We start from the raw sequence: 24912 nt of genomic DNA on the forward strand, positions 1-24912 counted from the left end.
CCAAGGAGCGAATGGGGGCGCAAGCCTATTGCCGGGCACCCGCTGAGCGCCATGCCGCGGCCGACGCCGCCACCAGCATCAGCAGGGCGGCGATGAGGGCGCAATTGGCGAAGCCGAGGCTCGTATAGAGAGGGCCGAAGCCGGCAGTGCCGACGGTCACGGCGAGATAGGTGACCGCGCTGTTCAGGCCCATGATGGTGCCGCGCCGTGCCGGATCGAGCGCCGTCAGCCGCATGACCAGAACGTTGAGCCCGAAATGGTTGGCAAGACCCCAGACCGCTATCGTTGCCATGAGCAGGCCGAAGCTGCCGCTGAGCAAAGCCATCGCGACATAGACGGCTCCGACCAGCAGATAGGCAAAGGGCATGACTCGGCGAGCGCCCAAACGGTCGATGACGCTATCGAGCAGTGCCGCCGCGCCGAAGCCAAGACCATAGGCGACTGCCGCCAGGCCGTTGGCGCTGACAGGTTCGCCGAGACGTTCGTGCAGATGGTCGCCGAGATAGCCATAGACGCCGTAAAAGGCGGTCATGAAGGCGCCGCAAGCAATCAGCAGCGGCAGGATGCCGGGCACGGCCAAGGCGCCGAGGGGTGAAGGGGCCGGGCCGCTTTTTCTGGCGTCGCGCAGCGAGCTGACGGTCAGGCCGGCGACAGCGGTTCCGGCCAGCAGCGCAACGGCAGCGAACACAGCGCGCCAATGGATGAGATCGGCAAGCACCGCCGATAGCGAGACGCCGGCGACCATCGACAGCGTCCAGCCGGTCAGCACGACGCCGATCGTGCCGCTTTCGCGGCCGGGCGGCGCGATCGCCGCGGAGCTGGCATAGATGGCAGGCATGGCGATGCCGGCGGCAACGCCGGCGACGAGCTGAGCCGCGACCAGCGCCGCCACGGTCGGCGCCAGCGCGCAGGCGACCAGCGCCAGTCCGAGCAACAGCAATGCACCCTGCAGCATGCGCCGCGCGCCGATCCTGTCGATGTAGCGGGCAAGGAACAGCGCGCTTGCCGAGGTGCCGAGACCGAATGCGGCAGAGGCGGTCATCACCGCCGGCACGCTCGCTCCGAACGATGCCGCGACGGCAGGCGAAATGGGCCCGAGAACCAGCGAGTTTGAGCCGATGACGGCGATGCAGCCGGTCAGGAGATAGGCTGCCGCTGGGATCGGCGCGCGCGGGGTGACCGAGAGAATTGCTGATTGATCACTGTTCGACATATCGTCATAATGGCCGAATTTCATTAGGTCTCAATGAGGAATTTGGCGATGGACGAAGAAACAGATGGCATTCAGCGGAACAGGCTCGCAGCCCGCGACATCGACCCTATCGACCGAAAAATATTAGGTGTGCTCGTCGATGACGCCACCATCAGCTATGCCGAACTCGGCGATCGCGTCGGCCTGTCGCCGCCTGCGGCGCATGAACGGGTCAAGCGGCTCAAGCGCAGCGGCGCCATCCGCGCCACCTCGGCGATCATCGATCCTCGGGCGGTGAAGAAGCCGCTGCTCGCCTTCGTGCATATCGACACCAGGGGCTGGGGCAAGACGCCGGAGCTGATGGCGGTCTCGGAATATCCTGAAGTCGAGGAGATCCATACGGTGGCCGGCGACACCTGCATGCTGCTCAAGGTGCGCACTGAGGACACACGGGCGCTCGAAGGTCTGCTCGCTCGGCTCTACGAGACGCCCGGCGTCACCTCGACGCGAAGCTATGTCGTGCTGTCGACCTATCTCGAACGGCCGGTGCAGCCGGAGATCACGGCAGATTGGCCAGCGCCACGTCACATGGCGACGCCGGTTTACTGAGATCGCGTCGATATTCAGGCGATGCCGGCGCCGCTTCCTGCGCCTGGCGCCCCGAGCCAGCTTGGCCTGTGCACGCACAAGCAGCCAGACTGCAGCGACATGCGTGATCATCAGCAGCGGCACATAAAGCATCGGGATTGCATAGGCGGCGCCCAGCTGGCCGGCCAGTTCCGGCAGGCCGAGTTGACTGCCGTGAAAATAGTCGACCGCAATGTCGACCATCCCGACGAGATTGAAGGCGACGACCGAGGGCCAGAAGATCGACGGTCTTCTCACGCAAGCCAACGCCAGCATGGCTAGGAGCCCGGTTGCGAAATCGCCGTAGGCGGCGAAGACGGCGAAACCGGCGGGCAGGTTCGGACCGACCACGCCCGGAAGCAGGAAGACCAGCCCGAAGAAGCGGAAGCTGTGCAGCGTCGCGATCGCCCGCTGCGCCTGGATGGGCTCCATCGATCGGAGTCTCGGCCAGGCATACACGCCGAAACCGAGGAGCCACGGCACATAGCCAAGAACGAGATGGATCATAAATATCGTCGCCGGTGACATTTTGCTTTCTCCCGGATGAGCGTGATTCCTGCAACATAGGAGTGCTTCCTCCCGACAACTATCCGCGATAATGTAGATTGGTCATGAAGCAGAACTTCACAGTCAGGCATGGCGCTCTGGATGGCGTCGAGGCGTTCCTGAGCGTCGCCAGGCACCGGAATTTCCGCAAGACAGCCGCGGAACTGCGGGTGACGCCGTCCGCGATCAGCCAGGCAATAAGAACGCTCGAGGCCCGCATCGGCGTCGCGCTCTTTCTCCGCACGACGCGCAGCGTCGGCCTGACCGAAGCCGGCGAGCGCTTTTTTGCGCGCGCACGACCCGCCTTCGAGGAACTGGTCGCCGCAGCCGAGATCGCGCGCGAATTCGGCCAGCGACCGACCGGGCTGTTGCGCTTATCGGTGCCACGTGCGGTGCTCCCGGTGTTGCTGGAGCCGCTCGTCGTCTCCTTTTGCCAGGCCTATCCCGAGATCGAGCTGGAGATTGTCGCAAGCGGAGAACTGGTCGACCTCGCCGCGGAGGGATTCGACGCCGGCATCAGGATGGGCGAACTAATCGCCCCCGACATGGTGGCAGTGCGGTTGACGCCGTCATTCCCGCTCGTGGTGGTCGGCAGCCCGGATTACCTGCGTGGACGGGGTCGACCGGAACGGATAGAGGATCTGCGCGGTCACGCCTGCCTGCGCATGCGCCGTACCGACGGCTCGGTCGCGCCCTGGCGCTTTGTCGACGGCAACAAGGCGATCGAGGCAATCGTGTCGGGACCGCTCATCGCGCATGACTATTCCACGCTTCTTGGCGCTGCGATCCGGAGCGTGGGCCTGGCGCAAGTGCCCAGTCCGGTGGCCGGTTCAGCGATCGCCGAGCGGCGCTTGGACGCGCTTCTGAGGCCGTTCGCCGTCACCTCACCAGGCGTTTTTCTCTATTACCCGCAAAAGCATCAGGTCTTACCCAAGCTGCGGGCTTTCATCGATCACGTCAGGCAACGCGGCGACACTCCGGAAAGGCGGACGCGCAACGGGAAGTCGCGGCGGCCAGCAACGGAGTAGAATTCATTGCGGTGCGCGCCATGGACGCCCGCGCAACCGGCTGCAAGCGGCTCACCAGGCGGCGGTCCGGCGCCAGTGCTCCTCAGGGCGCGCCCTGCGCAACGGGCCGGCTACTTGCCGCAGTGATGGTCGTTGATCTTGTTGATGGCGTTCGCGTCCGGTCCCGTTCGCTGATAGGAGCAGGGTTCGCCGCCTGTCGTGAACAGCTGCTGGTCGTAGTAGCGCGGGCCGCCGAACAGGATGTCGATCAGGTCGCCCTCCGCGGGAACATAGCGCTCGGATTGAAGGCGATGGTCGCGGCTTCCAGCTGAGGACGGTGCCGATACACCGCAGCCGATCCCCACAGTGAGGGCGGCGATCACGACGGATTTGGTCATCATAGGCAGTGCCTCCCGGCCATACAGATATCCGCACAATATCCAAAGCGCGACAAAGGTTCCCTGATGATGCCTGTCTACTCGAAGGAATAGGTGAAGCCTTCCGCCGAAGCGCCAACGGTAACCTTCGTCATCTTCTGACCCTCGAGCGAACGATTGAGGACGCCGCGGCTCAGCTCCGGCAGCAGCGTGTTGGTGAGGATGGCGTCGATCATGCGCCCGCCGGACTCGATCTCGGTGCAGCGCGCCTTGACCAGGTCCATGACGCCGTCGCCGATGACCAGCTCGGCATCGTTGGTGACCTTGAGGCGCCGCGCGATCTTGCCGAACTGGTGCCTCGTGATCGCCTCGATCATGGAATCCGACAGCGGATAGTAGGGAATGGTGACGACGCGGCCGAGAAAGGCCGCTGGAAACACTTTCAGCAGCGGGGCGCGCAAGGCGGAATCCAGATCGTCGATGCCGGTCCGCACGGTGCCGTTCTTGGTGCGGTCCATGATCACCTCGGAGCCGACATTCGAGGTGAGCAGGATCAGCGTGTTCTTGAAGTCGATGCGGCGGCCCTCGCTGTCGTCCATCATGCCTTTGTCGAAGACCTGGAAGAAGATCTCGTGCACGTCCGGATGCGCCTTCTCGACCTCGTCGAGCAGGATCACCGAATAGGGTTTCCTGCGCACCGCCTCGGTCAGGATGCCGCCCTTGCCGTAACCGACATAGCCGGGCGGCGCGCCTTTCAGCGTGGAGACGGTATGCGCCTCCTGGAATTCGGACATGTTGATCGAGATCAGATTCTGCTCGCCGCCATAGAGCGTCTCGGCCAGCGCCAGCGCGGTCTCGGTCTTGCCGACGCCGGAAGGGCCGCAGAGCAGGAAGACGCCGACCGGCTTTTCCGGGGCGCCGAGGCCGGCGCGGCTGGTCTGCACGCGCTTGGCAATCATCTCCATCGCGTGATCCTGGCCGACCACGCGTTCGGACAACGTAGCGGCGAGCCTAAGTGCCTTCTCGGTCTGGCTTGACAGCATGCGTCCGGTCGGGATGCCGGTCCAGTCCTGGACGACCGCGGCGACGGCGTTGCGGTCCACCGAAGGCAGGATCAGCGGCGTCTCGCCCTGCGCCGCGGCAAGCTCGGCCATCAGTTCGCGCAACCGCGCCAGATCGGCGGCCGAGTCCGGCGTCGAACCACCGGCGATTGCCTCGGCAGCAGGTGCTTCGACCTTGGCCGCTGCAGCCTTTGTCGCTTCAGCCTTTGTCGCTTCAGCCTTGGATTTCTTGGCCTTGTCAGCCTTGACCTTAGGCGGCTTGGCGTCCTTGCTTTCGGCGGCTTTCTGCTCCGGCGCCTTCACTTCGGCCACTTCCGCGCCTTCCGCTGCCACGGCGGCATCCTCGCTCGCGGCCGCATCGAGCGGCACACCCTCGCCGCGCAATTTTGCGCGCAGATCGAGAATCTCGCTCACCAGCGCCTTTTCACGGTCCCAGCGCTCCTGCGCGGCGGCCAAAGTCGTCTCGGCTTCCGCCAGCCCGGCTTCGACCCTGGCCTGCCGGTCGGCCACCTCGATGCCGATCGCCGCCTCGCGGCCGATGATGCCCTGCTCGACCTCGAGCGCCTGGCGGCGGCGCAAAATGTCCTCGACTTCGGCCGGCGTCGCATGCTGCGAGATGGCGACGCGGGCGCAGGCGGTATCGAGCAGGCTGACCGCCTTGTCAGGGAGCTGCCGCGCCGGGATATAGCGGTGCGACAGCGAGACCGCCGCCTCGATCGCCTCGTCCAGGATCTGCACCTTGTGGTGCTGCTCCAGAACGCCGGCGACGCCGCGCAGCATGAGCACGGCCACCGCTTCCGACGGCTCGTCGATCTTGACCACCTGGAAGCGCCGCGTCAGCGCCGGGTCTTTCTCGATATGCTGCTTGTATTCGGCCCAGGTGGTCGCCGCGACGGTGCGCAGCTCGCCGCGCGCCAGCGCCGGCTTCAAGAGATTGGCCGCGTCGCCGGTCCCGGCCGCGCCGCCGGCGCCGATCAGCGTATGCGCCTCGTCGATGAACAGAATGATGGGAACCTCGGACGCCTGCACCTCGTCGATAACCGCCTTCAGCCGCTTCTCGAACTCGCCCTTGACGCTGGCGCCCGCCTGCATCAGCCCGACATCGAGCATGCGGACACTGACGTTCTGCAAGGTCGGCGGGACGTCGCCCTGGGAAATGCGCAGGGCAAATCCTTCCACCACCGCCGTCTTGCCGACGCCGGCCTCGCCGGTCAGGATCGGGTTGTTTTGCCGGCGTCGCATGAGGATGTCGACGATCTGCCGGATCTCGGGATCGCGGCCGACGACCGGGTCGATCTTGCCGTCGCGGGCGCGCTGGGTGAGGTCGGTGGCGTATTTCGCCAGCGCCGAATCCCCGCCCGGACCACGCTTCATCGGCTTCTCGTCGGGAGCTGCGGCGGCAGGCGAGCCGGCTTCCAGAGAACCTTCGGTGACATCGGCGAAGCGGGCAATGACGCCGTCGGCATCGATCTTGTCGAACTCGGCGCTGATCTTGGACAGCAGACCTTCCAGCACCGGGGTCTTCAGGCAGGCGAGCAGGATATGGGCGCTGCGCACCTCTTCCGCCCCGAACTCCAGCGTCGCCAGGTTCCAGCCTTCCTGGATGGCGTGAAATATGTGGTCGGAAAATTCCTCGATGGAGGTCGCGCCATAGGGCAGCTTGTCGACCGCGCGGGTCAGGTCGGCAGTCAGTCGGCTGGGATCGATGCCGGCGTCAGCGACGATCATCTGCACGTCCGAACGCTCGGACAGCACAAGTTGCTCGATGAAATGGACGAGTTCGACATAGGGGTTGCCGCGCAGCTTGGCCGTGTCCGCCGCCGCCTTGAAGGCGCGCACCCCGGTGGGATTGAGCTTGGCGACCAGTTCCTTGCGCTTGAAGCCCTGCGATGCCCGGCGCTGTTCCATCGAACCTGCTCCCGAAAATCTGCCCACCGATACCCTGCCATATATGCGGCGGCTTGACAAAGCGTGTGACGAACAAGGCGACCGGATGCGGTCCGGGCCGCGCTTCCCGGACACGCAGCCTCGCCTGTCCTGCAGCAAACACCGGATTGCCGTGCCCGCTATGCGAGGCATTTCACATACCGGGTCCGGCAATCGCGCGATGGGTTTCCGGCAGAGAAACCGGGCGTTTAGGTTCCGTTAGTTTTTGGACAGCTGGTCAATTGTGGTAGAGTGAGGCCGTGTGATAACGTTGCGTCACATAGGGGTCTCAGGGCCGCTGGCTGGGGGTAGGTGTGATCGATCTCGCACTCTGGCTGAATCCTCTGAACGGTGAGAATCCGTCGGGAGAGGACTTGCGCAATGACCCGGCCTTTCATGAGCTGGAGCGCCTGACCGAACAGCAGAAGAAGGTCGAATACGAAGGAAACAACAAATCGGAAGTCGATGTTCCGGTCGACTGGTCCGTCATAATCACCAAGGCTGAGGAATTGCGTTCGCACGGCCGGGACCTGCGCCTTCTCGTCCTGGTGGTGCGTGCCCTTGCCAACGAAGACCAGTTGGGCGGGCTCGCTGAAGGCCTGACGCTGATTGCCCAAACCTTTGACAGGCATTGGGATACGATGCATCCGGCGCTGCGCTCAGGCGCGACGCCGCGCGAGGCTGCCTTGCGGCGCATCAATGCGCTGATCGACCTGCAAAACAGCCAGGACGGGCTGCTCAAGGATCTGCGCGGCATGGTCTTCTTTGCCCCGCGCACGGTTGGGCCGATCAAAGGCGAGGATCTGGAAAAGGGCAGCCTCGAAGAACAGGTCATGCTGCAGGAGGCGGCTTCGGGACTGAGCGCGGCCGAAAAGGCGGCGCTGACCAGCACCCACAGCCAATTGGTCAACCGGGTGCGCACCGGATGCAAGGCACAGATGGACCAGGCCGGCGAGGCGATGACGTCGCTGATCGCCGATGCCCGCGCGGCGATCGCGGCGCTCGAGGCAGTGGAGATCGCGCTCAACGCCCGCATCGAAGGCAGCGGATCCACCGTTCCGGAATTAAAGCGATTCCTGCAGCGCCTGCTGACGACGCTGGAGCGGAACTCAGTCGCCGGCGCCGCGGCGAATGGAGCCGCAAAGCCCTCTCCGCAGCCGGTGGAAGCGGCAGCGCCGGCCCGAAACGGAGCCGCAGCGATGGGAGCCGAAAGGATGGCAAGTGTGGCCAGCTCTATGGAAGCGAGCACCGGACTGCCCGACCGGATCACCTCGCGCGACGACGTCGTCAAATGCCTCGACCTGGTCGTCGCCTTCTACGACCGCACCGAGCCGTCGAGCCCGATCCCGCATCTCGCCCGCCGCGTGCGGCGCATGGTGCACATGGATTTCGTTGAACTGATGGAAGATCTCGCCCCGTCGGGGCTGAAGGAATTCCGGCTGCTTGCCGGTGTCCCCGATCCCAAGAAGCCGGCCTAGAAGGATGAAAGGTAAAAAGCATGCCTGCAGAGAGCAAAGCCAAGGTCATCGAAAGAAACCGCGCCCCGCGCGTGCAGATCGCCTACGACGTTGAAACCTACGGCAGCCCGACGACCATCGAACTGCCGTTCGTCATGGCCGTGATGGCCGATCTTGCCGGGGCCTCACAGACCAAGGAAGCGTCAAGGTCGGTGCTCGACCGCAAATTCGTCGAAACCGACGCCAATCGTTTTCCCAAGTTCATGGAGGCAATGGGGCCGCGCGTGAAGGCGCGGGTGAAGAACACGCTGCCGCAAGCCGAGGGCGCCGAGCGCGACGAGGAGCTGGCGGTCGATCTCACCTTCTCCAAGATGGGCGATTTTGCTCCGGACAAGGTCGCCGAGCAGGTCCCGCAACTGGCCGAGATCCTCAAGATGCGCCGTCAGCTCGAAGAGTTGCTCGGCTTCATGGACGGCCGCGTCGACGCCGAAAAGCGTATCGCGCAGCTTCTGAACAACGAGCCGCTGCTGAGCAAGATCGCCAGCCAGGCGATGGATGACGGCAAGGGCGAGGAGTAAGTCATGGCTGAACAGCAAAAGACCGCAGCCGCCACAGCCGAAGCGGAAGCGATAGACCTCGGCGAATTCAGCGGACTGCTGGAAAAGGATTTCAAGGTCAAGAAGGACGACAGCGAAAAGCTGCAGCAGCTGGTGCGAAACCTGGCGCTCGCGGCGCAGTCGCGCTCGGAGACCACGACCATCTCTTCCAATGCGATCAAGTCGATCAAGTCGCTGATCGCCGGCATCGACAAGATGCTGACGACGCAGGTCAACGAGATCATGCATGCGCCGGAAGTGCGGGAGATGGAAGGCACCTGGCGCGGCCTCTGGTATCTGGTCAACAACACCGAGACGGATACGAAGCTCAAGATCCGGGTGATGAACATCTCCAAGGAGCAGCTGGCCGACACGCTCGAAGACTATGAAGGCCAGATGTGGGACCAGAGCCCGATCTTCAAGAAGGTCTACACGGACGAGTATTCGATGCTGGGCGGCGAGCCGATCGGCTGCATCATCGGCGCCTACGAATTCTCCAACCATCCGCGCGACGTCGGGCTGCTGCGCAACATCTCCGGTGTCTGCGCCTCGGCGCACACGCCCTTCATCGCCGCCGCGTCGCCGCGCCTGTTCCGCATGGACAGCTGGCAGGAACTGCCGAACCCGCAGGACCTGCAGATGATCGTGAACAACCCGGCCTATGCCTCGTGGCAGTCGCTGCGCGAGAGCGAGGACGCCCGCTATATCGGTCTCACCATGCCGCGCGTCCTGGCACGCCTGCCCTACGGCACGGAAACTGTTCCGGTGAAAGGCTTCACCTTCGAGGAGGAAGTGGGCGGCGACCACAACAAATATGTCTGGATGAACGCCGCCTTCCCGATGGGGGTGAACATCAACCGCAGCCACAAGCTCTATGGCTGGGGCACGCAGATCCGCGGCGTCGAAAATGGCGGCACGGTGCTCAACCTGCCGGTGCACGCCTTCCCGACCGACGACGGCTCGATCGCGATGAAATGCCCGACCGAGGTCGCCATCGACGACCGGCGCGAGGCGGAACTGGCCAAGCTCGGCCTGATGCCGATCCTGCACCGGAAGAACACCGACCTTGCGGCCTTCATCGGCGCCCATTCCCTGCAGGACGACGAGACCCGCGCCGGCCGCCTCGTCGATCCCGACGCGCAGGCGAATGAGCGGCTCAGCGCCAACCTGCCCTACCTGTTCCCGGTGTCGCGCTTCGCGCACTACCTCAAGGCGATTGCGCGCGACAAGATCGGCTCGTTCAAGGAACGCACCGACATGCAGATCTGGTTGACCGAGTGGATCAACCGATACGTGCTGGCCAACCCCGCCTTCGCCGACGACAAGGCGCGCGCCAAGCGCCCGCTTGCCGCGGCAGAGGTCCAGGTCGACAGCGTCGAAGGCCGGCCCGGTTACTACAATGCCCGGTTCTATCTGCGTCCGCACTACCAGCTGGAAGGCATCAATGCCTCGCTCCGGCTGGTATCGGAACTGCCGTCAGTGAAGGGCTGAAATTGCAGCAGAGTCATCTTTGTTTCGTGTGAAAGCGGTGGAGAAAGACAATGGCTTCAATGAAAATCGATGGTTTTTTGAAAGTTCCGGACATCAAGGGTCCGAGCGTACGCGACGGCCATGAGGACGAGATCGAAGTCCATGGCGTCGACTACAAGATGGTCGCGCCCTACGATCCGAATTCGCTTTCGCGCCGCGGGCGCGTGGCCCTGGGAATGATCAAGTTCACCAAGCACTACGACAAGGCCTCGCCTTATCTGAAGAAGGCGCTGTTCGACAACAAGGCCCTCGATGAAGTGGTGTTTTCGGCACGCCGCACCATCGACGGCGAGACCAGCGACTATCTGGTCGTCACCCTGACCGATGCCTCGATCATGGAGTACGACATGAAACAGGCCGACGACGAAGCCGACCTGATCGAGGAGGAAGTGAGCTTCGCCTACAAGAAGATCAAGTTCGTCTACAACAAGGACGACGAAATCGAAATGGATGTCTATGTCGGCAAGTGAGGTCCGGCGGGCCGGCGCGAGCAAGGCGCAGCTTGCCGGCAGTTCGCGGGCGAAGCGCGAGGCGGTCCAGCCTTCCCTCTGGGACCGCCTGATCAACGACTTGCCCGGCCTGACCTCCGAGATAGAGGGGCTGCGCCGACTGCTGCAGGAAGAACTCGGCGCCGAGGGCGTCGAGGCTCTTCTTGCCGGCAGCGCACGCGCCATCGACGCCGACGCCGAACTGACGGCCGAACAGAAGCGGCGGCTGCACCGGCTGGCCTTCCAGACCGAGCACCGCGCCGAGATCGAAAGCCGCGGCGTGGTGGTGTCGGCGCGCGTGCTGAGGGAGGCGGTGCGGCGCGATATCGAGGCCTTGTTCAACACCGAGCGCTTCGAGTCCATGCCGCTCCTTTCAGACGCGGAACAGGAGCAGGCATTGGACGAGCTGCCCTCGCTGGCGGATTTCCCGGAAGTGCGGCGAAGCGTCGTCAACTATGGAGTGCCTTCCTTTTCCGGCCGTTCCTCGCGCGATTTCGACCGCGATGCGCTGGCGCGCGAGATCCGTGCGGTGCTCGGAACCTTCGAGCCGCGCCTCAAGGAGAGTGCCACCACGGTCAATGTCACCCTCGGCGACAAGAGCTTCGGCCTGAAGATCGAGATCGACGCCGTGCTGATCATGACGCCGACGCCGGAACGCATGCGGCTGCGCACCACGATCAATCTCGACAACGGCCTGGCACGAACCGAACTCAGGGAGACCTGAGATGGACCGGGTGTTCCTGGAGTATTACGAAGAGGAACTGACCCACATCCGCGCGCTGGCCGCGGAATTCGCCGACATGCATCCGGCGGTCGCCCGCAATCTTTCGCTCGACACGGTTCCCTGCCCCGACCCCTACGTCGAACGGCTGCTCGACGGCGTCGCCTTCCTTGCCGCGCGCACGCGGCTGAAGGTTGATGCGGAGCGCTCGCGCTTCTCGCGCGCCGTGCTCGAGGTGCTTTATCCGGACCTGGTCACACCGGCACCGGCAACGGCGATGGCGGCGTTCAAGCCCGGCCAGCAGGTGCAGTCGATGATCGCCGGCCATGCCGTCGGACGCGGGACGCGCCTGGTTTCCAGCCTGCATCCCGGCCTGTCGACGCGTTCGACCTTCACCACGGCGCAAGAGGTCACGCTGTGGCCGATCGCGATCACATCGGTCAGCTATTTTCAGGATCGCAGCGGACTGGCTGCGGCCGGCATAGGCCCAGTCGGCGGCGTGCGCGGCGAAGCAGCATTTCGCATCGCGCTCGCCATCACCGGAAAGGCCAAGCTCAGCGAATTGTCGCTCGATCGGCTCGATCTCTATTTCGCTGGGCGCACGAAGGCCCCGCTGCTTTTCGACGCGATCTTCGGCGCCTGCTCGGCGCTCGGCGCGCGGCCGGAAGGCAAGAGCAACCCGCTCACGGCTCTGCCGGAGCCTGAAATGGTCGGCATTGGCGACGACGAGGCGCTGATGCCCCGCACCCGGCCGACCTTCGAGGGATACCGGCTGCTGCGCGAATATTTCATGATCCCCGAACGCTTCCACTATGTGCGCGTCCGCGGGTTGCAGCCGGTGGTGCGCAAGTGCGAGGCGGGGATCGAGATCATCTTCCTGTTCAGGCGCCCGGTGCCCGAGCTCGCCGATGTGACGCCGGCGGATTTCGAGCTCTTCGTGACGCCGGTCATCAATCTCTTCGAACGGGAATGCAACGTCATCGAGATCGACCCGCGCCGCACGCGGCAGGTGGTGCATGCCGACCGGACGCGGGCGCGGGATTTCGAGATCTTCCGGGTCACCCGGGTGGAAGACGCCGATGCGGAAGGCAGCGAGGCCGCGATCCCCGAGCTTTTCAGCCTGGGGCAGAATCGCGGCAGCGGCTGGGTCTATTCGACGGAACGGCGCCCGCGCCGGGCGACCGAGGACGAACGGCGCGATGGCCTGACCCGCACCTCCTACACGGGCGACGATGTCTTCCTGGCGATCTCGCGCCCGGCCGGAAGCCCGGCGAACCGCACGCCCAAGCGCCTCGACGTGATGGCGCTCTGCACCAACCGCGACCTGCCGATCCTGGACGACACCCCGACTTTGACGCTGGAGACGGCCGACCCGGTCGAAACGGTGAGGCTGCTCGGCGCCCTGCGGCCGCCGCAGCCGGCGATCCCGGCCTCGCTGCCGGCTGGCGCCGAAGGTGAATCGCGGGCCGACAATCTCGCCTGGCGGCTGGTGTCGCAACTGGCGCTCAACTTCCTGAGCCTCGCCAAGGAGGGTCGTGGGGTCGACCCGCTGCATGCGCTGCTCGACCTCTATGCCGACCGCGGCGACCCCAGCCTTGCCCGAAACGTCCACTCGATCACCCGTATCGACTCGCGCCCCGTCATCGAGCGGCTGCAGATCGACGGGCCGATGTGCTTCGGACGGGGCACGGAGATTACGCTGCATGTCGACCAGTCGGTGCTGGCGGGGCAAAGCACGCTGCTGCTTTCGGCTCTGCTTGCGCGGCTGTTTGCCCGGCACGCCGGGATAAACGGCTTCGTGCGGACCCGCACGCGGCTGCTGCAGAAGCAGGAGGATGTGCCATGGCCGATGACGCCCGGCAATCGCTACCTGATCTAGGCAGATCCGCCGCGGACGGGGCCGGCACACCGGAAAAGGCCGAGGTGCTGTCCGAGGGGTTCGACTTCTTCGAGCTGCTGCGCAGGCTGGAGCAGAGGGGAGGACTGTTCGGCTATTCCGGCCAGCCGAACCACGAGCCGGCAAGGCTCGGGCAGCACGTGCGACTGAGCTTCTCGGCCAAGGACGTGGTCAAGCTTCAACAGGCAAGCGACAAGGCTCCGGCGCGGATAACGGTCGCCAATCTCGGGCTGCTCGGGCCGGAAGGGCCGATGCCGCTGCATCTGACGCGCTGGGTGCTCGACCGGCTGTCGCAGCGCTGGTTCAGCGGCGCCGAGGCGGAGCAGACCAGCGACACGACGTTCGTCGATTTCATCAACATCCTCCAGCACCGCCTGATTGCCCTCTACTACCGCGCCTGGGCGGATGCGCATCCGGCAGTGCAGGTCGAGCGCTCGGTCGGCGGCCGCGTCCGCGCCATGCTCGAAGCCATGGCCGGCATCGGGCTGCCAGGCACACAGGATCCCGAGCTCGACACGGTGAGGCTACGCCAGGCCGGATCGCTCGCCAACCAGGTGGACAGTCCGGAGCGGCTGACGCTGTTCCTTGCCACGGCCTTCAAGGTGCCGGTGCAGATCAAGGAATTCGTCGCCGCCTGGATCGGCATCCCCACAGCACTGCAGAGCCAAGTCGGCAAGGCCTATGCGGCGCTCGGGCGCGGGGCAACGATCGGCCCACGCGTCTTCAGCCGCCAGAGCCGCATCGAATTGCGCGTCGGTCCGCTTTCCTTCGACGATTTCAAGGCGTTCCTGCCCGGCGGACGGCGCCTGGCGCTGTTCAAGAAGGCGGTCCGCGACATGATCGGGGAAGCGCTCGATATCGATCTTCGCATCGTGCTCGCGCGCGAAGCCGTGCCGCCGCCGCAGATCGGGACCGTCCAGCTCGGCCGCACCGCCTGGCTGGCACGGCCTGCCGAATGGGGCGATGCCGACGATCTCAAGCTGCGCACGATCGTCGGCTGGCGACCGGAACCGGCAGGGGTGGCGGCATGAGCCTCTTGCTGACGCTCGAACAGGGTCCGCGCTCCCAGGTGGTCAGACAGACCCGCCTGGACGAGGGCGAACTGGTGATCGGGCGCAGCGCCGATGCCGGCTGGCAGATCGAGGATCCGGACATGTTCGTCTCGCGGGCCCATTGCAAGATCAGCGGCGGCCGCGACGGCTACTTCGTCACCGACACCTCGAGCAGCGGGCTGTTCATCGACGATTCCGACAGCCCGCTCGGCGCCGGCCGCTCCGCGCGCCTGCAGAACGGCATGCGGCTGAGGCTGGGTGACTATGTCGTCTATGTCGAGATCCAGGCTGCGGCGAGCCAGCCGGCAGCCATGCAGGTGCCTGTCGCCAACCAGGAGCGCTCACAGGCGCAGTCGCGAGCGCCGGTCAGCATCGGCGGCGACGATTTCTTCTCGGCCAAGGTGGAGGAAGAGCCGCGGCGGCCGCGGCCGGCCGATCTGCCGGATCCGTTCGAACAGCCGGTGCCGGGCGCCTATGAGCGCGCCTCGGACCAGCACAGCTCGCCCGCCTTCGACGATCCGTTCAGTCTCGATCCCGTAGCCACACCGGCATCCAGCGAGGTTCCACCTCCCGGCCGCTCCGATCCGTTCGGTTTCGACGAGATGCCGTCCCGCAGAAGCACGGCGGAGCCCGCACCGAGATCGACCAGCTTCGACGACGATTTCGGGTTTGGGCCGAGCGCAACCCCTGCCTCGGGGAAGAGCAACGGTCAGGCCGGGCCGGCCGAGCCCCAGCGCCAACAGCCTGCCCATCCATGGGACGCGCCTGCGCAAGCTGCGGAAGCCCCTCCTGCGCGACGCCCCATCCCCGTCCCCAGGCCCGCCCGGGCCGCGCAAGCCGTGCAGGCGGCGCCGGCCGAGATGGCGCTTCGGGCGGCGTTCCTGCGCGGCATGGGCGTCGAGCAAGCCGATTTTCCCGGCCGCGACGCGATCGCCGAAATGGAAAAGTTCGGGCGCGAATATCGGCTGATGCTGGAAGGCCTGATGCAGCTCCTGCGCAAACGCGCCGAGGAGAAGGGGAGCGCGCGCGTCGCCCAGACGGTGGTCGGGGCCTCCGAAGTCAACCCGCTCAAATTCCTGCCGACCGCCGAGGATGTCATCGTCACCATCATCTCGGAGCGCAGCCCCGGCTTCCTGTCCGGCGAGGCGGCGATCGCCGACGCGGTGCGCGATCTTGCGCAGCACCATGTGCGCGCCTGGCGCGGCGTGCAAGCAGCGCTGCGCCGCATGATCGACCGCTTCGATCCGGCGGCGATCGAGGAAGAGCTCAAGTCCAATTCCGCGCTCGGCAACCTGCTTTCCGGCGGGCGCAACGCCAAGCTGTGGGAGCTCTACCAGAAACGCCACCGCGACATCGCCCAAAGCGCGGAGTCGAGCTTCCTGGGCGAAATCGGCGCCGATTTCAGGGATGCATATGAAGAGGAGTGAGACATGATCGACAGACGCGAATTCATCGTTGCCATCGGCGCGACGGGGCTGCTTGCGGCATGCCAGAGCGGCCCGCCGAAACCATCGGTCATCTCCGTCAATGTGACCGGTGGCGCCGGCATGAATCCGGGACCGGGCGGCGGCGACCGGCCGGTAACTGTCCTGGTGATGCGTCTGAGCAGCACCGGCAAGTTCAATTCAGCCGACTATTTCGCGCTGCAGGGCGATGCGGGCTCCGCGCTTGGCGCCGACCTCATCGGATCCGACACCATCTCCGTGGCGCCGGGAAAGACCGCCGCCAAGACAATCACGGTCGAGCCCAACGCGACGGCGCTGGGCTTCGTCGCTCTCATCCGCGAGCCTGGCGGGCGCAATTGGCGTACAACCAAGTCTGTATCGCCAGGGTCGAAATTCACCGTCAATGTCACGCTCGGCAGCGGCGGCATTTCCGCCTGACAGGCGGTCAACGATGGTTCCGTGCAGAGAGTAGCGGCATGAGCGACGCAAACAGGGTGCTGTGGTCCGAGGGTCTGTTCTTGAGGACCCAGCACTTCCAGCAGCAGGACCGGTTCTTCGAGGGGATGGTGCGCGGTGCGTTGCAGGCCGGGCAGTTGCATACCTTCGGCTTCCAGCAACTGACGCTCGACCAGTCGCTGCTCGATGCCGGCCAGGTCTCCATCGTGTCGGCCAGGGGGATATTCCCGGACGGCACGCCTTTCTCCATTCCCGAGATCATGGATGCGCCGAAACCCTTGCCGGTGACGGCGGACACCGGCGCCGGATCGGTGCTGGTCGCGCTGCCGCTCGAGCCACCCGGCGGCATCGGTTTCGATCCGGCGCATGCCGCCTCCACCGGCGCCCGCTATCACGGCAAGATCGTTTCGGTGCGCGACGCCGTGCAGGGCGGCTCGGACCCGGAAGAGATCGAAATCGCCAGGCCGCAAGCAGTGCTGCTTGCCCCTGGCAAATCGGTCGGCGGCTACACCGCGCTGCCGGTCGCCGACATTAAGGGCATTCGCGCCGACGGCGGCGTCTCGCTCGACGAGACGTTTTTGCCGCCGACGCTGATCACCGGCGCAGTCGCCTGGTACCGGCAGCTGCTGCAGGAGGTGGTCACCGGCCTCGACCAGATCGCCGAGGCGCATGGCAAGATGGTGATGGGCGGCCCTGGCCGCAGCGTTGAGGACCTGTTGATGCTGCATCTGGCCAATGCGGCGCGGCCGCGGCTTGCCCACATGCTGGCGCAGGACGTCTTCCATCCGGCCGAACTCTATCTCGAGCTTGCCGGCCTCGCCGGCGAGATGGCGACCTACGGGTCCAGCTCGCGCCGGCTCGGCGAGTTGCCGGCCTACGACCACATGGCGCCCGGGCCGGCCTACATGGCGCTTGCCGATGCGCTCCGCTCGCTGATCCTCAGCCTGCGCTACATCGAGCCGAAATCGCGCGCGCTGCCGGTCATGCGGCATTCGACCAATGTCTGGAAGGTGCGCATCGACAATCCGAAGCTCCTGGTCGCCAGCCGAATCGTGATCCGAGTCGGATCCGAACTGTCGGAGGACGCGCTGCGCAAGATCTTCGTCAACCAGGCCACCGTCGGCTCGGCGGACCAGTTCGAAGGCCTGTGGAAGTCGCGCCTGCCCGGCATTCCGCTGAAGCCGCTTCATTCGCAGCCGCGCGAGATTCCCTATGACGGCGACCGGCTGTGCCTGGAGCTGGACCAGAAGAGCGAGCACTGGGCCTCGCTGCTCGATGCACCCGGTTTCGTCATCGGCGTTTCCGGTGTGCTGCCGAGCGAGCCGCAGGTCGACTGCTATTCGGTGAACAGGTGAGGCCATGAGCCGGGATGATCCTTTCGGACTGTCGGAGGATCGTGAACGCACACGCATCCGGCTGACCGGCGCGGCGCCGCGGCCGATGGCGCCGCTGGCGCCGGGCGCGCCGGTGAAGCGGTCGCGCGCCCATCCCAACACGCTCGTCAACGCATTCGCCCCGCTGCTCGAATTCGCACCTGAGCTCGAAAGCGCGCTGGCGCCGGAAAACCCGGAAGTGCTGCGCACGCGCCTGCTCGACGAGCTGGTCCGGGCACGCGATGCGGCGATGCAGTCCGGCGCTTCGCTGGAGCGCGCCGATCAGGCCGCATGGGTGGTGGCGGCGCTGCTCGACGACCTAGCGCTCAACACGCCCTGGGGCGGGGCCAGCGCATGGCCGCGCCAGCCGCTGGTCGTCATGCTGCGCGGCGACGTCGATGCCGGCACGCAGTTCTTCTCCCGCCTCGACGAGTTGGAGCGGCACCCGAACCGCGACCGCGAGTTGCTGGAGCTGCAATATCACTGCCTGGCGCTCGGCTTCCGCGGCAAATACCGCGTGCCGGGCCGCGCCGGCGACCGTTCGATCAACGCGGTGCGCGTGGCGGCGGCCCGCTTCCTGCGCAATGCCGACGCCGAGGATTCGCCGCTGTCGCCGAACTGGAGAGGCGTGATCGCTTCCGACGAGCCGCAACGCTTCATCGTTCCGATCTGGGTGATGGCGCTTGCTGCGGTGGTCATCGCCGCCGCCGCGCATATCGGCCTTTCCATGATGCTGAGCAGCCAGGCGGTCGAGCTTTCCGCGCTGGTTCGGGCCCTGCCGCCGCCCGCGCGCACCGACGTCGCCCGCGCCCCGCCCAAGGTTGAAGCGCCCGAGCCTGAAGCCCCGCCGCCGGAACCGGTCGACTTCGCGCTGCTGCCGGAGTTCAAGGCCGAAGCGCCGGACAACCTCAAGGCGGCGCTGAGCGGCACGGAGAGCGTGTCCTTGGCCAAGCTGGTCATCCAAGCCTCCAATCCCGAGCTGTTCCAGTCGTCGCGGCCGACGCTCACCCCAGGCTTCGAGCCACTGGTCGAAGCAATAGCCAAGGTCATCCTGGCCAATCAGGAGCTGATCGGAAACATCACCGTCGTCGGCCATACCGACAATGTGCGCCTGCAAAGATCCAATCCGCTTTCGACCAACCAGCGGCTGTCGGAGGCGCGCGCAGAGACCATAGCCAACCTCTTGGTGCAGGCCGGCGTGCCGCAGGAGCGCATCCATTCCGAAGGTCGCGCCGAGACCGATCCGGTGGCCGACAACGCGACGCGCGAGGGCCGGGCGCTGAACCGGCGCGTCGAAGTGCTGGTCGAGAAGAGGCTCTGAGATGTTCATCCTGCGCTTCCTCTGGGCCGTGCTCACCTCGCGCTTCCTTTGGACGCTGATCGGCATCGCGCTGCTTTCGCTGCTGATCTGGGTGTTCGGTCCGATCGTCCAGGTCGGGCCGTATGCGCCGTTCGATTCGGACAATGTGCGCATCGCCATGATCGCGGGGCTGATCATCCTGTGGCTGATCTGGCTGATCATCGCGCAGCGCCGAGCGATCCGCGCTAACCGCATGTTCGTCGCCGAGATCGCGGCACCCGTGGCGGAGAAGCAGCTCACCCCCGGCGAGGAGAGCGTCGCCGCCGTCGGCGCCAAGTTCGGCGAGGTGATGGCGGAGCTCAAGCGGCGAAAGCTCGGCGGCCGCAGGTTCCTGCGCGAGATGCCGTGGTATGTGATCGTCGGACCGCCGGCCACCGGCAAGACCACGGCGCTGCGCCAGTCGGGCCTCAATTTCCCGATCGACCTCACCGACGACCTGCAGGGCGTCGGCGGTACGCGCAATTGCGACTGGTTCTTCTCCGAGAATGCGGTGCTGATCGACACCGCCGGACGCTACGTCCAGCAGGAAAGCCAGCCGGATGTCGATGCGGCGGAGTGGCTTGGCTTCCTCGATCTGCTCAAGAAGCATCGCGGCCGGCGGGCGCTCAACGGCGTCATCGTCGCGCTGTCGATCGACACGCTTTCGGAAGGCGACGAGGCCATCAAGGCGCATGGCCGCAAGATTCGCCGCCGGCTGGCGGAGCTGAACGACCGACTGGAAATCCGCCTTCCCGTCTATCTGATGCTGACCAAGGCCGACCTGATCAAGGGCTTCGAAGCCTTCTTCGGCGGGCTGTCGACGACCGCGCGCGAGCAGGTGTGGGGCACGACCTTCCCGCTCGACGCCCGGGTCGACGCCAAGACGATCGAGAAGGAACTCGCCACGCTGGCGGCGGAACTCGAGCGGCGCCTGGTGCCGCGGCTGGAGGATGAGGAAAAACTCGCCGCGCGCGCCGAGATCTTCCGCTTCCCGGCCCAGCTTGCCAGCCTCTCCGAGCCGATCCAGGTGCTGGTCGAGGCGATGTTCGGCGAGAGCCGCTACGAGGAAGCCGCCTGGCTGCGCGGCCTCTATCTGACCTCGGCGACGCAGGAAGGAGCGCCGATCGACCGGCTGACGGCGGCGCTTTCCTCCTCCTTCGGATTGCCGCCGCGCCGCGCCATGCTCGCGCCGCGCGTCGAAAAGCGCAGCTTCTTCCTCAGGAACCTGTTGACCGAGGTCATCTTCAAGGAAGCCGGCCTCGGCACGTTCGATCCGCTGGCACAGCGCCGGCGCGCCTGGATCTGGCGCGGTGCCGCAACCGCCTGCGCGCTCGTTGCCCTGCTTGCCGCCGGTCTGTTCGGCTGGTCCTACTACGACAACCGCAATGCGATTACCGCGCAGGCCGGCCAGTTCGAGGCGCTGCAGGCGCCGCTGACCGAAGTCGCTGCCACGCCGGCTTCGGTGGAGGAGCCGACGATGGATAGCGCGCTGGCCGCGATGGATGCGGTTGCGACGTCGCGGACGCCGCCACCCGATGCGCCGCATGATCTGCTCGGGCCGTCCGCCTCGGCAGAGCTCGTGCGCGCCCAGACCGACACTTACGACCATGCGCTGCGCAACGTGCTCGAGCCGCATATGGTGGCGCTGCTGGAAGCCACGATGTGGCGGCAGATCCGCGATCCGGATTTCATGCTCGGCGCGCTGAAGACGTATCGCATGATGACCGGCCTGTCGCAGATGGACCCCGACTTCGTGCAGAACTGGTGGGTGAACAGCCTGCCGGAGTTCGCGCCCGCGCCGCCCTTCCCCACTGCCGACGCCGAACAGCACCAGCTGGCCGCGATCCGCCGCATGACGGTCGACGACAGCTACGTCGCGCCGGACAAGGAATTGGTGGCCGAGGCGCTGAAGACGGTATGCACGATCTCGCTGCCGGAACGCGCCTACAAGCAGCTGCTGGCCGACCCGGAAGTGGCCGCCGTCAAGGAATGGGTGCCCGCCAATTTCGCCGGCCCCAACGGCGCCAAGGTGTTCGCGCGCCGCTCCGACAAGACGCTGCGCGTCGGTGTTCCAGGTGCCTTCACCTATACCGGATTCCATGACGCCGTCCTCGACCGGGTCGAGGATGTTGCCGCGCAGGCGGCGCTCGATCGCGCGGTGTTCGCCGGCGGCTGCTCGGAGAATGCCGAGACCTCCGTCTCGGCCCTCTCCGAGGACATACTAAAGCTCTACTATGACGACTACATCGCGCAGTGGGACAGCTTCCTGCGCGACATGCGGCTGGCGCCGCTGGCCGATCTCAACGTCGCCAGCGAGAATCTGAAGGACCTTTCGAGCGCCGATTCCGCATTGAAACGGCTCTTGACGGCAGTGGTCCAGGAAACCGACCTGACGCGGTCGGACGAAGCGCCCGCCGACGACAAGGGCGGCGCCGCCAAGACCGGCTCGAAGCTGCTCGGTAAGCTCGGCAAGCTCGGCAAGGTGGTGAAGACCGGAGCGAAGCTCCTGCCGCGCGCCGGCTCGGCCGACCAGGTCGACATGACCGGCAGCCTGGTGGCCGAGCACTTCAAACGGCTCAAGGGCACGATCGCCGAGGTCGATGGCCAGCCGCCGGCGCTCGACGCAGCCGTGGTGGCGCTGACGGCGCTTTCCAACGTGCTGCAGACGGTGACCGCCAACCCCGACCCGCAGGACGCCATCAAGAAGCAGGGCGGGCTCGCCGAGCTGACGGGCGCCGTCGCCCGACAGGCGCAGATCCTGCCCGACCCGATCGACGACTGGCTGAGCGGCATTGCCGGCGACACCAGCGGGCTGACGCAGAAAGCCGTCACCAACGAGCTCAACGCCATCTGGCGCGCCGATATCCTGCCGTTCTGCCAGGCCGCGCTCAACAACCGCTACCCGTTCAGCCCCGAGAGCGCGGTGGACGTCAATGTGCGCGATTTCCAGCGCCTCTTCGGCCCGGCCGGCCTGATCGACGCCTTCATCAACGACCACCTGATCAACTATGTCGACACCGCCAGCCAGCCATGGAAATGGCGCGCCGATTTCGGGCTCGACGCTTCGGCGCTGGCGGCATTCGAACAGGCGCGGCACATCCGCGACGACCTGTTCCCCGGCGGCACCGGCCCGGTGATGAACTTCACGCTCGAGCCGAAGGACCTGTCGCCCAATGTCACACGCGTGACGCTCAACCTCGATGGTCAGAGCCTCGTCTATTACAACAACGCGACCCGGCCGCAGCCGATGACGTGGCCCGGCAAGGACGGCACCGGCGTGATCTCGCTCGCCTTCCAGCCGGTCGACGGCTCGCCCGAGGTGATGCTGAACGAGACCGGCAGCTGGGCGTGGCTGAGAATGCTGCGCGGCGGCAAGTTCGACGGCACCAAGCTCGCCGACGTCTACAGCCTGCGCCTCGGCACGAAAGGCATGTATGCCGACTTCGAGCTGAAGGCTGCGAGCGTCGAGAACCCCTACACACTCGAAATGTTCAAGAAGTTCACATGTCCGCCGCAGATATGAGCACCGGCTTTTTTGGCAAGATTCCGGCGACCGGAGATTTCGTCTCCGCGAATCTGCCACGGACCTTCATCGATCGCTGGGACCGGTGGATGTCGATGGAGCTACGTGCGCGACCCGACGAGGGCGAGTTGGACCCCCGTGTCTGGCGCTTCACTGTGCCGGCTGGCATCTTCTGCGACCAGCCTTGCGCCGGCGCGTGGCGGATGAGCGAGGATCGCGTCGGGCGTAGATATCCGTTCGTGGTCGCCGCCGTCGGACGATCGCCTCTCATGGACGACGAATGGTTCGATGCCATGTCCGAAATCGCAGAGGACGCGGTGTCGCACTATTGGACGAGTACCATGGTCGCCGAGCGGATCAGCGCGGTTCAGCCACCCCCAGCCAACCAGGTGGAACCCAAGATCGTCTTTTGGTGCGACAGCTGGAACGTTCACGAATGCCATTTCAAAGATATTCATGATCTGGCCGACAACGGCCTGCCCATCATGCGCACTGTGCCTCTGCCGGCCGAGGAAAGCTGATCATGGCCATTACCGTCTTCGCCGAGAACATGGGCTTCTTCCACAAGGGCAGCAATGGCAAGGGGATCGCTCCGGGCGATGTCTGTCTGTCTCCGCCGTCACCGCCGGCTGGCCCGGTGCCCGTACCCTATGTCAATATGCTCTCGTCCTCCGACTTGTCGAACGGTACCAAGAGCGTCAAGATCGACGGCGAGCCTACGGCGATCGAGAATTCCTCAGAGATTTCAACCAGCACCGGCAATGAGCCGGCGACTCAGGGGCTCGGTGCGGGCGTCATCACCCACAAGATCAAGGGCAAGGGCGTCTTCAAACTTTGGTCATTCACGGTCAAGGCGGAGGGCAAGGGGGTCGACCGCCATGGCGACATGATGGCCCAGAACACGGCTAGCGATCTGCCCAACTGTATCGACCAGACGGCGATCAATACGTTCAAGGCGCTGCTGAGACGCAAGGGTATCACGCCTGGCCCATGCCCGAGCAAGCCTTACGACGCGAAGGTCCACCGGCCGGACAAGGATCCTTCTCCAGCCCAGAAGAAGGCGGTCCGCAACAAGCCATGCTGGGAATGTAAGCGGGACGACAAACGGGTGACCCGCTCTCACTGGCGCACTACGCGATCGAGCAGTGGTGCGATCGTACGATACGAGGATCCTACCCATGGAAAGGATATGGCGCGCGGCAAGGGCCATATGACGCATGACCATCAGCCACCGCTATGCGTGGCCTGGGCACTCGGCGGGTGCAATATGAAACTTGCGGATTTCAAGAAGTATTTCGAACGGGCAAGCAGGGTCAAACCTCACTGTGAAGCGCATTATCGCAGTCAGGGAAGTCAGGCAGAAGCTTATGCTGCCAAACTGTGAGTGAGCCATGATTGTGATCGCCAAAAGCTACGACGATATCCAGCAGCGGTACATTGCGGAGTTGCGTGCGCTCTTGCCTGAGGTCAAAGCTTGGTGGAGCGACATCGTCGCAGCCGACACCTTTGATGTCGTCTCACTTATTTGGCCGACTGGAATTTCCGGGCACCCGCGCTTTCTCCATGTCTTTCGGACGCACTATTTCGAGATAGAGAACCTGAACCGAAAGAACGAGCACGAATTCGTCGAGGGAGCCGAGAAGTCGCCCGAGGAAAAATGGGGCGTCGACGACCTCGGCGACAGCCCGCGCTATGTCGGCCACATAGACTTGCTGATCGAGGACATCCCGAGCAAGGCACCCGATCTGACGGAAGTGGTCAACGGCTTCGTTTTCCTGCCGATCGGACTCGACCAGGATGAAGAGATCTGCTGATGGCGCTGATCACCTATTTTGAAACCGATCGCGGCATTCGCCGCCTGCTGCGCCAGCCCGGCTACGTCGAGCCCCGGGACGCGAAAATCGCGGCGCGCAAGCTTGCCTTGAGCTCTCGGCGGCACCAGGACCTTTTCGGTGGCTACCTGGAAGATATCCAGACGGCCTATGAGATCGCGGCGCCCTGGTGGGCCGACACGGTGAAGGCACAACAACAGCTTGGATTGAACCGCGACGAAGCTATTCGCGCGGCGTTCAACAAGCGCGCCGCCGGCGCAGCAGCGCATGGCAACGTGGTCTGGATCGTGCGCAATTACTGGCTCGATTGCTGCGATGCCAACAAAGGCTCTGCCGAGGTCATCTATCCTGAAATCCTGCTCCTGCAATGGTTGATCGACGCCAAGGAGAAGGAACTGGTGCGCTTGATCGCCTGTATGCCGTACTGGCCGATCGGGATGGACCAAAACGGGGCCTGGTGCTGAGCG

General features: G+C 65.2%; 21 protein-coding genes and 1 pseudogene. 18 read left to right on the forward strand and 4 right to left on the reverse strand.

Going from position 1 to position 24912, the window contains the following annotated elements; translation table 11 throughout:
- Positions 1-25 precede the first annotated feature (25 nt).
- Positions 26-1213, reverse strand: a complete 1188-nt coding sequence (locus EN818_RS26005) for an MFS transporter (RefSeq protein ID WP_135905934.1) — start codon at positions 1211-1213, stop codon at positions 26-28.
- Positions 1214-1261: 48 nt separating this feature from the next.
- Between EN818_RS26005 and EN818_RS26010 the strand changes: the two genes are divergently transcribed.
- Entirely contained in the window at positions 1262-1801 is a 540-nt protein-coding gene (locus EN818_RS26010) for an Lrp/AsnC family transcriptional regulator (RefSeq protein ID WP_135905818.1), read from the forward strand.
- A 51-nt stretch (positions 1802-1852) separates the two neighbouring features.
- Here the strand turns inward: EN818_RS26010 and EN818_RS33820 are convergent.
- Positions 1853-2347, reverse strand: a pseudogene (locus tag EN818_RS33820) (hypothetical protein); the annotation flags it as partial.
- Between the two features lie 83 nt (positions 2348-2430).
- Between EN818_RS33820 and EN818_RS26020 the strand changes: the two are divergent.
- Positions 2431-3393, forward strand: a complete 963-nt coding sequence (locus EN818_RS26020) for a LysR family transcriptional regulator (RefSeq protein ID WP_135905820.1) — start codon at positions 2431-2433, stop codon at positions 3391-3393.
- Between the two features lie 110 nt (positions 3394-3503).
- On the opposite strand, the gene EN818_RS26025 is transcribed toward EN818_RS26020, so the two are convergent.
- Entirely contained in the window at positions 3504-3773 is a 270-nt protein-coding gene (locus tag EN818_RS26025) for a hypothetical protein (protein WP_135905822.1), read from the reverse strand.
- Between the two features lie 74 nt (positions 3774-3847).
- Positions 3848-6718, reverse strand: a complete 2871-nt coding sequence (locus tag EN818_RS26030; protein WP_135905824.1) for an ATP-dependent Clp protease ATP-binding subunit — start codon at positions 6716-6718, stop codon at positions 3848-3850.
- 332 nt (positions 6719-7050) lie between these two features.
- Here EN818_RS26030 and tssA point away from each other — a divergent pair, with 332 nt between their 5' ends.
- From tssA to EN818_RS26110, 16 genes are read left to right on the forward strand one after another with little or no spacing between them, the layout of a single operon-like run.
- A complete protein-coding gene (gene tssA, locus EN818_RS26035; protein ID WP_135905826.1) occupies positions 7051-8214 on the forward strand; it encodes a type VI secretion system protein TssA in 1164 nt (387 codons plus the stop codon).
- Positions 8215-8234: 20 nt separating this feature from the next.
- Positions 8235-8771: a type VI secretion system contractile sheath small subunit gene (gene tssB, locus EN818_RS26040; protein ID WP_095808056.1), complete on the forward strand. Its 537-nt coding sequence runs from the start codon at positions 8235-8237 to the stop codon at positions 8769-8771.
- Between the two features lie 3 nt (positions 8772-8774).
- Complete coding sequence (gene tssC, locus EN818_RS26045; protein ID WP_135905827.1) at positions 8775-10280, forward strand: type VI secretion system contractile sheath large subunit; 1506 nt, start codon at positions 8775-8777, stop codon at positions 10278-10280.
- 59 nt (positions 10281-10339) lie between these two features.
- Positions 10340-10789, forward strand: a complete 450-nt coding sequence (locus EN818_RS26050; protein WP_165350064.1) for an Hcp family type VI secretion system effector — start codon at positions 10340-10342, stop codon at positions 10787-10789.
- The gene (gene tssE / locus EN818_RS26055; protein WP_135905936.1) at positions 10776-11531 is read left to right on the forward strand and encodes a type VI secretion system baseplate subunit TssE; all 756 of its coding nucleotides are present in this window, start codon (positions 10776-10778) and stop codon (positions 11529-11531) included. The genes EN818_RS26050 and tssE overlap by 14 nt, the downstream gene beginning before the upstream one ends.
- A 1-nt stretch (position 11532) precedes the next feature.
- Positions 11533-13407 carry a type VI secretion system baseplate subunit TssF gene (gene tssF / locus EN818_RS26060; protein ID WP_135905829.1) on the forward strand — a complete coding sequence of 625 codons (1875 nt, stop codon included), beginning with the start codon at positions 11533-11535 and terminating at the stop codon, positions 13405-13407.
- Entirely contained in the window at positions 13371-14456 is a 1086-nt protein-coding gene (gene tssG / locus EN818_RS26065) for a type VI secretion system baseplate subunit TssG (protein WP_135905831.1), read from the forward strand. The genes tssF and tssG overlap by 37 nt, the downstream gene beginning before the upstream one ends.
- Positions 14453-15904: a type VI secretion system-associated FHA domain protein TagH gene (tagH, locus tag EN818_RS26070; protein ID WP_135905833.1), complete on the forward strand. Its 1452-nt coding sequence runs from the start codon at positions 14453-14455 to the stop codon at positions 15902-15904. The genes tssG and tagH overlap by 4 nt, the downstream gene beginning before the upstream one ends.
- Before the next feature lie 3 nt (positions 15905-15907).
- Positions 15908-16360: a type VI secretion system lipoprotein TssJ gene (tssJ, locus tag EN818_RS26075; RefSeq protein ID WP_095808049.1), complete on the forward strand. Its 453-nt coding sequence runs from the start codon at positions 15908-15910 to the stop codon at positions 16358-16360.
- A 38-nt stretch (positions 16361-16398) separates the two neighbouring features.
- Positions 16399-17733 carry a type VI secretion system baseplate subunit TssK gene (tssK, locus tag EN818_RS26080; RefSeq protein WP_095808048.1) on the forward strand — a complete coding sequence of 445 codons (1335 nt, stop codon included), beginning with the start codon at positions 16399-16401 and terminating at the stop codon, positions 17731-17733.
- 4 nt (positions 17734-17737) lie between these two features.
- Positions 17738-19072, forward strand: coding sequence for a type VI secretion system protein TssL, long form (tssL, locus tag EN818_RS26085; protein ID WP_095808047.1), 1335 nt, complete (start codon positions 17738-17740; stop codon positions 19070-19072).
- 1 nt (position 19073) lies between these two features.
- Complete coding sequence (gene tssM, locus EN818_RS26090) at positions 19074-22613, forward strand: type VI secretion system membrane subunit TssM (RefSeq protein ID WP_135905835.1); 3540 nt, start codon at positions 19074-19076, stop codon at positions 22611-22613.
- Positions 22595-23134 (forward strand): type VI secretion system-associated protein TagF, encoded by a 540-nt coding sequence (gene tagF, locus EN818_RS26095; RefSeq protein WP_135905837.1) that lies wholly within the window; start codon positions 22595-22597, stop codon positions 23132-23134. Before tssM ends, tagF begins: the two co-directional genes overlap by 19 nt.
- A 2-nt stretch (positions 23135-23136) precedes the next feature.
- Positions 23137-23997, forward strand: coding sequence for a DUF4150 domain-containing protein (locus tag EN818_RS26100; protein ID WP_135905839.1), 861 nt, complete (start codon positions 23137-23139; stop codon positions 23995-23997).
- A 7-nt stretch (positions 23998-24004) separates the two neighbouring features.
- Positions 24005-24427, forward strand: coding sequence for a hypothetical protein (locus EN818_RS26105; RefSeq protein ID WP_135905841.1), 423 nt, complete (start codon positions 24005-24007; stop codon positions 24425-24427).
- The gene (locus EN818_RS26110; RefSeq protein WP_135905843.1) at positions 24427-24909 is read left to right on the forward strand and encodes a hypothetical protein; all 483 of its coding nucleotides are present in this window, start codon (positions 24427-24429) and stop codon (positions 24907-24909) included. Before EN818_RS26105 ends, EN818_RS26110 begins: the two co-directional genes overlap by 1 nt.
- Positions 24910-24912 lie beyond the last annotated feature (3 nt).

The organism is Mesorhizobium sp. M3A.F.Ca.ET.175.01.1.1 (genome assembly GCF_004791945.1).
GTDB lineage: Bacteria > Pseudomonadota > Alphaproteobacteria > Rhizobiales > Rhizobiaceae > Mesorhizobium.